General features: G+C 35.2%; 7 protein-coding genes. 5 read left to right on the forward strand and 2 right to left on the reverse strand.

Translation table 11 applies throughout. From position 1 onward, the window contains the following. Window positions 1–18: 18 nt before the first annotated feature. The gene (locus IPZ78_RS10015) at window positions 19–840 is read right to left on the reverse strand and encodes a thymidylate synthase (RefSeq protein WP_225553258.1); all 822 of its coding nucleotides are present in this window, start codon (window positions 838–840) and stop codon (window positions 19–21) included. Between the two features lie 54 nt (window positions 841–894). Then, window positions 895–1,566, reverse strand: a complete 672-nt coding sequence (locus tag IPZ78_RS10020) for a hypothetical protein (RefSeq protein WP_225553260.1) — start codon at window positions 1,564–1,566, stop codon at window positions 895–897. A 108-nt stretch (window positions 1,567–1,674) separates the two neighbouring features. Here IPZ78_RS10020 and mtaB point away from each other — a divergent pair, with 108 nt between their 5' ends. The 5 genes from mtaB to IPZ78_RS10045 all read left to right on the forward strand — a co-directional run bounded on the left by mtaB (window position 1,675) and on the right by IPZ78_RS10045 (window position 6,079). Further along, window positions 1,675–2,994, forward strand: a complete 1,320-nt coding sequence (mtaB, locus tag IPZ78_RS10025; RefSeq protein WP_225553263.1) for a tRNA (N(6)-L-threonylcarbamoyladenosine(37)-C(2))-methylthiotransferase MtaB — start codon at window positions 1,675–1,677, stop codon at window positions 2,992–2,994. Window positions 2,995–3,101: 107 nt separating this feature from the next. Next, on the forward strand, window positions 3,102–3,773 hold the full coding sequence (locus IPZ78_RS10030; protein WP_225553265.1) for a response regulator transcription factor: 672 nt from the start codon (window positions 3,102–3,104) through the stop codon (window positions 3,771–3,773). Further along, a complete protein-coding gene (locus IPZ78_RS10035) occupies window positions 3,774–5,060 on the forward strand; it encodes a sensor histidine kinase (protein ID WP_225553266.1) in 1,287 nt (428 codons plus the stop codon). A 79-nt stretch (window positions 5,061–5,139) separates the two neighbouring features. Continuing rightward, window positions 5,140–5,583, forward strand: a complete 444-nt coding sequence (locus IPZ78_RS10040) for a PepSY-like domain-containing protein (RefSeq protein ID WP_225553268.1) — start codon at window positions 5,140–5,142, stop codon at window positions 5,581–5,583. 40 nt (window positions 5,584–5,623) lie between these two features. Further along, window positions 5,624–6,079, forward strand: a complete 456-nt coding sequence (locus tag IPZ78_RS10045) for a PepSY-like domain-containing protein (protein WP_225553270.1) — start codon at window positions 5,624–5,626, stop codon at window positions 6,077–6,079. The last annotated feature ends 190 nt before the right edge of the window (window positions 6,080–6,269 follow it).

The raw sequence follows: 6,269 nt of genomic DNA on the forward strand, positions 1-6,269 counted from the left end.
ACCATCAACCATTAAGAGTTAAATCGCTACAGGAGCTTTGATATGTGGTTCGAATTCATAACCTACCAATTCGAAATCTTCAAATTTGAAATCAAAAATATCCTTTACTTCTGGATTGATTTTCATTGTAGGAAGTAGTTTTGGCGTACGAGACAATTGCAATTCTGTTTGTTCGAAGTGGTTGCTGTAGATATGCGCATCACCGAAAGTATGTACAAATTCGCCTGCTTCCATATCGCACACTTGTGCGACCATCATCGTCAATAGGGCATAAGAAGCAATATTGAATGGTACACCTAAGAAAATATCCGCAGAACGTTGGTACAACTGACAAGAAAGTTGTGGTTTCAAAATTCCTTTTTCAGGTTGTGCAGGAGACACGTAGAACTGAAAGAAAGCGTGACAAGGTGGCAAAGCCATGTTTTCGATTTCGGCCACATTCCATGCCGACACGATGATACGGCGCGAATCAGGTGATTTTTTTAACTGATTAATTACCTGAGTAATCTGGTCAATATGTCTGCCATCTGGCGTAGGCCAAGAACGCCATTGCGAACCGTACACGGGTCCTAAATTGCCGTTTTCATCAGCCCATTCATCCCAAATGCTTACGCCATTGTCTTTTAAGTATTTGATATTGGTTTCACCTTTCAAAAACCAAATTAATTCGTGGATAATCGAACGTAAATGCAGTTTTTTGGTTGTAATAATCGGAAAACCTTCTTGTAGATTGAAACGCATTTGATAACCAAAAACACTACGTGTACCCGTACCCGTTCTATCTGTTTTGTCCACTCCTGTGGTATATACGTGCTTTAGTAAATCTAAATATTGTTTCATGTTTCAATATGTTAAATGGAATTTAATTTTACGAAGTTAAGATATTTTTTACAACTAACTAAATGAAGTATTGCTGTCAAATTTATCCCTTTCTAAGTAAAGGTTATCTGTAAAAATCTCGATAATTATCTTTTCAATTTCCTTCGGATTGTAGGATTCCGAACTTCGGCAGAGATGATAATTTGTTTGTAGTATGGATCTGATTAAGTCAGAAACATGGTGATATGTTAATGTATTTCCGAATTTGAAAGCGAAATAAAAGCCAAAGATTGAGATTAATAACCCTGAAACTCCATAAAATGTGTTGTCAAATAAAAGGATACATGAAAGGACAAAAATACCCAATAGTGAGTAAGTAATCCATGCAGGAGGCTCTAACATGTTTAAATTAAAACCTAACTCTTGTTCTATACTTTTTATCTGTTCTCTTCGATTTGACTTAGGGAAAAGTTCTTCTAATAAAGAACTTGGTTTAATCTTTTGATTGATATTTTGAGTAAACAAATAAGCTCGTTTGAATTTATAAAATGCTTGTTGGGAAGTACACGAATCAACCTGTGATATATTTAAATAGGATGTTGTCAGATTAGTTAAGTCATTAAAAGAATTAATTTTATTTATATCATTATCATCAAATTTCACAGCAAATGTTTTTTCAATTTGAAGGATGCAATCCTCAAAATCTAAAGGATCCATTTTCTTAAAATTCTCAGCAAGGTAATTCATTATTGCTCAATTTAAATCTCTTGAATAAAGATATAAAATGTCATTGGCATCTCAAATCTTATACTTATAAAGCGAAGTCTAAAAAAAAGCGTATTTTTGCAGCTTATTATGAATAAAAAAGTAGCTTTCTATACACTGGGTTGTAAGTTGAATTTTTCGGAGACTTCATCGATTGGGCGTCAGTTCAAGGATGCGGGCTATGATACCACGCCATTCAACTCACCTGCGGACGTTTATGTAATCAACACCTGTTCGGTGACGGACAATGCGGACAAGAAATGTCGAAAGGTCGTAAAGGAAGCGTTGAAATATTCGCCAAATGCTTATATCACAATTGTAGGTTGTTATGCGCAGTTGAAACCGCAGGAAATCGCAGAGATTCCAGGTGTGGATATGGTGTTGGGTGCGGCGGAAAAGTTCAATATCATTGAGCATATCAATGATCTGACTAAGCAAGAGAAAGCGGTTGTTCATAATGGACCGATTGATGAAACAAATCAATTCGTGACGGCATATTCGATTGGCGATCGTACACGTACTTTCTTGAAAGTACAAGACGGTTGTGATTATTCGTGTACGTTCTGTACGATTCCTTTGGCACGTGGTGCAAGTCGTTCGGGGAAAATTGAAGATAGCGTTCGTCAAGCGGAAGAAATTGCTGCTTCGGGTGTGAAGGAAATTGTATTGACAGGCGTAAATATTGGCGATTACGGTATTCGTGATGGGAAACGTCAGGACAAATTCTTGGATTTAGTAAAAGCTCTGGACGAAGTCGAAGGTATCGACCGTATACGTATTTCCTCAATCGAACCAAATTTATTAGCCAATGAAATTATTGAATTTGTGGCACAATCTAAGCGCTTTGTTCCGCATTTTCATATGCCATTACAATCAGGGAATAACAAAGTATTAGCGCAAATGCGTCGTCGTTATAAACGTGAATTGTATGGCGAGCGAGTAGCAAAAATCAAATCATTGATGCCGAATGCCTGTATTGGTGTAGATGTGATTGTTGGTTTTCCGGGTGAAACTCGTGAAGATTTTATCGATACGTACAATTTCTTGAATGATATGCCGATTTCATATTTGCATGTATTTACTTATTCGGAACGTGAAAATACGATTGCAGCGCAGATGGAAGGTGCTGTACCAGGCGCACAGCGTTCGGACCGTAGCAAGATGTTGCATATTCTTTCGGAGAAAAAACGTCGTGCTTTTTATGAAGAAAATCTTGGCGCAATAGGAGAGGTTTTATTCGAATCGGATGAGAAAGATGGATTTATGCATGGATTCTCCAAAAATTATGTAAAAGTGCGTACACCTTACGATCCATTATTAGTGAATGAGATTGTTCCAGTGAAATTTATTTCTATTTCCGAATCTGGCGATGTAGACATTGAAGAGCTTCCAGAGTTGTTGGCTCATTAATATAAGATATAACAGGGGATGATTTTTCATCCCTTTTTTATTGTCATCCTAATTCAGTACCTTATTCCTAAAATATTCCTAATTCTAATGGTATTATTGTTTCTACTATGAAAGTATTGATTGTCGAAGATGAATTAGCGTTGCAAGCAGGTATTCGCGAGTTTTTAGCGGGAGAGAAGTTTTTGGTAGAGGTTGCTTCGACTTATATGGAAGCGATTGATAAAGTCATGAACTATCCCTACGATTGTGTATTGTTGGATGTTATGTTGCCAGGTGGTTCGGGATTAGATGTTTTGCGAGAAATGCGTGTCAATGAAATCAAGAGCCCTGTATTAATTCTTTCAGCAAAAGATTCGGTCGATGATAAAGTGGCAGGATTGGAAATAGGGGCGGACGATTATTTGGCTAAACCTTTTCATTTTGCAGAACTGTTAGCGCGCTTGAGGTCAATTATTCGTCGTAATGCGCAAGATGGGCAACATTTGTTGTTATACAAAAATGTAAGTCTACATCCTGAAACGCGTGAAGTGCTGATTAGTGGTCTACCTCTTACGTTGAATCGAAAAGAATACGATCTTTTTTATTATTTCATGCTTCGTCCGAATAAGTTGTTGGAAAAATCAACGTTGGCAGAAACCGTTTGGGGCGATCATGCGGATCAGGCAGATAATCTGGATTTTATTTATTCACAAATAAAGAATCTTCGTAAGAAACTTAAATCTGCAAGTGCAGATTGTGATTTGCAAGCTGTATATGGTGTGGGCTATAAATTGGTATAAATGGCTATCTCTGTAAAAAATTATACGAATCGTTTTGTGGTTATTGCCATCCTTGTGGTGATGGCTATTTGGGCTGCTTTATTTTATGCAGTGATCATGGATGAAGTGTATGATAATATTGACGATGGTCTCAAAAATCAAAAAATATTAATTTTACGAGAAGTTTATCGTAATCCTAAAATTATTGAAGAATCTAAGGATTTTGGCGTGAATCAATTTGTGATTAGGGAGGCTGAAAACACCGAAGAGGTTGTTGATCAAAATAAGTTTTCTAAAGAATTGATCTATATGCCTTACGATGAAGAAGAGGAGCCATACCGCATTTTACATACGGGTTTTTATGACGCAACAGGTAAACCCTATCGATTGGAAATACGTACTTCTACTGTCGAAGAAGATGATTTTCTAATCAATCTGGCGATTTCTTTAGTTGTTTTGTACATTGTCATAGTGCTGAGCATTTTGATTATCAACCATTATATGCTTGGTCGAGCTTGGCAACCTTTCAAGCAAATTTTAAAAAATCTATCAAAGTACCGTTTTGGTAAAGCCAATAGTTTTGAATCGGTAAAATCGCCTGTTTCGGAATTCAATGACCTTAATAATCATATTCGACATATGATACAGCAAAATGAAAAGGTATTTGATGGGCAGAAGCGTTTCCTAGAAAATGCTGCGCATGAATTACAAACGCCACTAGCTGTCGGTATTGGGAAACTTGAATTGGTATTAGAAAACACATCTCTTAACGAAGAAGATACCGTTCGTATCGTAGAAGCGAAGCGTTCTTTGCAACGTATGGTTAATTTGAACAAAAGTTTGCTGACACTTTCACGTATCAATAACCAACAATATGCTGGAAGCGAAAATGTCAATGTAAATACTGTAATTACAGATCTTTTGAATGACTACGAGGATTTGATTACATATAAGGAAATTCAATTAAATATTCAGCAGGATGGCATTTTTGAAGTCCATGCTAATCCAGATTTAATGCAAATATTGTTTTCTAATCTACTTAGCAATGCAGTTAAATACAATGTTACAGCTGGTTATTTAGTTGTTCTAATAAAATCTGATGCGGTGGTGATTTCTAACACGAGTCAAGAAAAGGCATTAAACCCAGATTACATCTTCGAGCGATTTTATAAAGGAAGCCAAGATCATAACTCCAATGGTTTAGGTTTGTCCATCATAAAGACTATTTTGGAAAAATATCCTTTCTTAAAGATTCAGTATTCTTATCAGAATAGTTTGCAAGTTTTTGAAATTATGCGTGTTAAATAATTTTTATAAAATTCGTTATTATTCCCGAATCTTTCCCAATTCACTTTTGATTTTTGTAGTATAAATAAAAGATTAAAAGATGAAAACAATATTTAAAACATTATCCGTAGTTGCCTTGATGACCACAAGTTTGGCTGCGAATGCACAGGATAAAATTATTGATTTGGGGCAGTTACCTAAACAAGCACAGAGTTTTATTAAAACTTACGCTTCCAAATTAAGCATTGCTTATATCAAATTAGAAGAGGAGCTTTTCTTTAAGAAAAATTACGAGGTTAAAATGAAAGATGGCTCGGAATTTGAATTTGACAAGGATGGAAATTGGAAAGAAGTTGATTTAAAGCATAATGCTGTGCCTATAGAATTGATACCGCAGGCAATAAGAGCTTATGTGTCAAAGAGTTTTCCAAATAACAGTATTGTGCAAATAGCAAAGAATTCTTCGCGATATGAAGTTGAATTATCAAATGGGTTAGATTTGGAATTCAATAGTAAGGGGAAATTTTTGCGTATAGATGACTAACGATACAATTTTTACACACTTAAAATTTAAATGTAATAATATGAAAAATTTATTTTCAAAAGCGATTTTAGCCGTAGCTGTAGTATTCACAATGACTTCTTGTGATAAGGATGATGAATTAATTTCGAACGATGATTTGCCAATGGTATCAAAGTCTTTTGTAAGCCAATATTTTGGAAGTGCAAAGGTTATTTCGACAATAAAAGATAAAGAAAGTTCTTCTACATTCGAATACGAGGTTAAATTAGATAATGGGGTAGATATTAAATTTGATAATGCAGGACTTTGGCAAGATGTAGAAGCGAGAAATGATCGTGATGCATTACCAATTACATCTTTTATCTTACCATCGATTGTAAGTTATGTTACAGCTAACTATGCAACTGTAGGTATTAATAGTATTGATAGAGAAGTTAATGGATTTGATGTAGAATTAACAAACGATATCGATTTAGAATTCGACAAAGAAGGTAATTTTATTCGTGTAGATAAGTAATCATCCTATAATATTAAAACAAAAAAGGGGACAACATATTGTTGTCCCCTTTTTTTAGTATTAGGGACTGTCTCACGAACTGTGTAAATTTAAAAATATGGAGTTCAGTTGTTAATTACAATTGGACTCTTTTTTCAAATAAAGTTAAGAACTGATTAAGGATTATGCCCCAATTATGAATTGGCATAGT

This window comes from Sphingobacterium bovistauri (assembly GCF_020295405.1).
In the GTDB taxonomy this organism is placed as follows: domain Bacteria; phylum Bacteroidota; class Bacteroidia; order Sphingobacteriales; family Sphingobacteriaceae; genus Sphingobacterium; species Sphingobacterium bovistauri.

What these genes read in the sequence shown, in the direction of transcription:
- IPZ78_RS10040 (WP_225553268.1), top strand. Translation starts at nt 5,140, where the DNA reads ATGAAAACAATATTTAAAACATTATCCGTAGTTGCCTTGATGACCACA.
- IPZ78_RS10020 (WP_225553260.1), bottom strand. Translation starts at nt 1,566, where the DNA reads ATGAATTACCTTGCTGAGAATTTTAAGAAAATGGATCCTTTAGATTTT.
- IPZ78_RS10045 (WP_225553270.1), top strand. Translation starts at nt 5,624, where the DNA reads ATGAAAAATTTATTTTCAAAAGCGATTTTAGCCGTAGCTGTAGTATTC.
- IPZ78_RS10035 (WP_225553266.1), top strand. Translation starts at nt 3,774, where the DNA reads ATGGCTATCTCTGTAAAAAATTATACGAATCGTTTTGTGGTTATTGCC.
- IPZ78_RS10015 (WP_225553258.1), bottom strand. Translation starts at nt 840, where the DNA reads ATGAAACAATATTTAGATTTACTAAAGCACGTATATACCACAGGAGTG.
- mtaB (WP_225553263.1), top strand. Translation starts at nt 1,675, where the DNA reads ATGAATAAAAAAGTAGCTTTCTATACACTGGGTTGTAAGTTGAATTTT.
- IPZ78_RS10030 (WP_225553265.1), top strand. Translation starts at nt 3,102, where the DNA reads ATGAAAGTATTGATTGTCGAAGATGAATTAGCGTTGCAAGCAGGTATT.